The sequence below is a fragment of the Blastococcus sp. CT_GayMR20 genome (assembly GCF_004570345.1).
This window is the reverse complement of record NZ_SPQM01000272.1, coordinates 1-2,764: the sequence shown is the minus strand read 5'-3', so window position 1 is coordinate 2,764 and position 2,764 is coordinate 1. Positions and strand designations below refer to the sequence as shown.

The following is a 2,764-nucleotide window of genomic DNA, read 5'->3' as shown; positions in this document are numbered from 1 at the left end:
GCCGGACCCGCGGCTACCTGTGGCTGCTCGACGGTGGGCGGATCGATCCGCACTCCCCCGACGACCAGGACCTGGCCCGTCTGCTCCCCCAGCGCGGAGCCGAGCAGCCGCGCGGCGGAGGACCGCGCGCCCGGCCTGCCGGTCAGGGCCTCGGCGAGCGGGCGGCCGAGGTCGTCGTCGTCCGCCCGCTCGGCCAGCAGCCGCCCCGCCGCCGCGGCCAGTTCCACGGCGGCGGCGAGGGCCTGGTCGTCGGGGGAGTGCGGATCGATCCGCCCACCGTCGAGCAGCCACAGGTAGCCGCGGGTCCGGCCGGCGTGCCGGACCGGCAGCACGAGCCGGGTGAGGATCCCTGCGGCGTCGTCCGCGGGTGTGCGCAGCGGCCCCTCGGCCGAGGCGATGCCGAACTCCTCGAACCACCGGCGCGTCTCCGGCGGGGAGCCGCGGGTCAGGATCGACCGCGTGCGGACGGCGTCCATCGCGCCGGCGCCGCTGTCGTCGTGGGCGCAGAACGCGAGGAGGGTGAACTCGGCGTCCTCGAGCGTCGCCGGTGCGGCGAGCACGCGGGACACCTCGTCCACGAGCTCCTGCAGGTCGTCCCGCATCTCCCACCCCCTGTACACATGTATGAGAACACGGGCACTGCTTCTGGACATCTGTCCCTGGCCCGAAGGGGTGGCGGTGCCTAGCGTCGAGGCCGACCGACTTCCCCGGTCGAGCCCGCGTACCCGGGAGGTCCCGTGGTTCTGCAGAAGGCCCTGCTGGCCGCATCGCGACGTCCCGGCCTGCGCCGCGTCGTGGTCGGCAACCCGGCGACGCGGAAGGTGGTCGACCGGTTCGTCGCCGGCGAGACGCTGGACGACGCGCTGGTCGCCGTCCGGCGGTTGTCGTCGTCCGGCATCCAGGTGACCCTCGACCACCTCGGTGAGGACGTCACCGACCGGTCGGAGGCGCTGCGCACCCGCGACGCCTACCTCCGGCTGCTCGAGGCGCTCGAGCCGCTGCAGCTCGGTCGCGCCGCCGAGGTGTCCATGAAGCTGTCGGCCTGCGGCCAGGGCCTGCCCGTCGGGGGGCACGACTTCGCCGTCGAGACGGTGCGTCCTGTCGTCGAGGCCGCCACGGCCATGGGCACGACGGTCACCCTCGACATGGAGGACTCGCGCACGGTCGACTCGACCCTCGCCGCGCTGGCCGATCTCCGCAAGGAGCACCCCGGCACCGGCGCCGTCCTGCAGGCGATGCTCTTCCGCACCGAGGACGACGCCAAGGCGCTGGCCGTCAGCGGCTCCCGGGTGCGCCTCGTCAAGGGCGCCTACAACGAGCCGCCGACCGTCGCGCACCAGAAGAAGAAGGACGTCGACGCCGCGTACGCCCGGTGCCTGGAGATCCTGATGACCGGCCCCGGCTACCCGATGGTCGGCTCGCACGACCCCGCCGTGGTCGCCCGCGCCCACGAGCTGGCCGCCCAGCACTCCCGCGCCGCCGCCTCGTGGGAGATCCAGATGCTCTACGGCATCCGGCCCGACGAGCAGCGACGGCTGGCCACCGCCGGCACGACCGTGCGCGCCTACGTCCCGTACGGCATCGACTGGTACGCCTACTTCATGCGCCGGCTGGCCGAGCGCCCGGCCAACGTCGGCTTCTTCCTCCGCTCGCTCGTCACGAAATCCTGAGAGGTCCCGCCATGGACGCCGTCACCCGTGTTCCCGCCCCGCACAACGAGCCGGTGCTGACCTACGCCCCCGGCTCGCCCGAGCGCGCCGCTCTGGAGGCGCGGTTGCCCGAGCTGGCCGACCAGGGCCTGGAGCTGACCAGCACGATCGGCGGCCGGCAGCGGATGGCCTCGGGGGAGAAGTTCGAGGTCGTCCAGCCGCACCGGCACTCCGCCGTCCTGGGCACGTCCGCGCAGGCGACCCACGCCGACGCCGAGGAGGCCGTCCGGTCGGCGAAGGACGCGGCGCCCGGCTGGGCCGAGCTGTCCTTCGACGACCGCGCCGCGGTGTTCCTCAAGGCCGCCGACCTGCTCGCCGGGCCGTGGCGGCAGACGCTCAACGGCGCCACGATGCTCGGCCAGAGCAAGACCGCCTACCAGGCCGAGATCGACGCGGCCTGCGAGCTGATCGACTTCTGGCGCTACAACGTGCACTTCGCCCGGCAGATCCTCGCCGAGCAGCCGGAGTCGTCGACGGGCGTCTGGAACCGGGTCGACCACCGCCCGCTCGAGGGCTTCGTCTACGCGATCACGCCGTTCAACTTCACCGCGATCGCCGGCAACCTGCCGACGGCGCCGGCGCTGATGGGGAACACGGTGGTCTGGAAGCCCTCACCCACGCAGCAGTTCGCCGCGCACCACGTGATGCGGCTGCTCGAGGCGGCCGGCCTTCCTCCCGGCGTCATCAACATGGTCACCGGCGACGGGATCCCCGTCTCCGAGGTCGCCCTCGCCGACCGCGACCTGGCCGGCATCCACTTCACCGGCTCCACCGCGGTGTTCCAGCACCTGTGGCGCACGGTGGGGGAGAACATCGCTTCCTACCGCGGCTACCCGCGCATCGTGGGGGAGACCGGCGGCAAGGACTTCGTCGTCGCCCACCCCTCGGCCGACGTCGACGTGCTGCGCACCGCGCTGGTCCGCGGCGCGTTCGAGTTCCAGGGGCAGAAGTGCTCGGCGGCCTCGCGCGCCTACGTGCCGCGCAGCGTCTGGTCGCGGCTCCGGGACGACCTGGTCGCCACGACCGAGTCGCTGCCGATGGGCGACGTCACCGAC

Annotated in this window: 2 protein-coding genes and 1 pseudogene; 2 read left to right on the top strand and 1 reads right to left on the bottom strand. The window is 73.4% G+C overall.

What is annotated here, in order from left to right:
• Positions 1-602 (bottom strand): annotated as a pseudogene (locus E4P40_RS27205) (hypothetical protein); the annotation flags it as partial.
• Between the two features lie 135 nt (positions 603-737).
• Between E4P40_RS27205 and E4P40_RS27200 the strand changes: the two are divergent.
• On the top strand, positions 738-1,670 hold the full coding sequence (locus E4P40_RS27200) for a proline dehydrogenase family protein (RefSeq protein WP_135161408.1): 933 nt from the start codon (positions 738-740) through the stop codon (positions 1,668-1,670).
• Positions 1,671-1,681: 11 nt separating this feature from the next.
• The coding region (locus E4P40_RS27195) for an aldehyde dehydrogenase family protein (RefSeq protein WP_135161407.1) at positions 1,682-2,764 on the top strand (1,083 nt) is incomplete at its 3' end.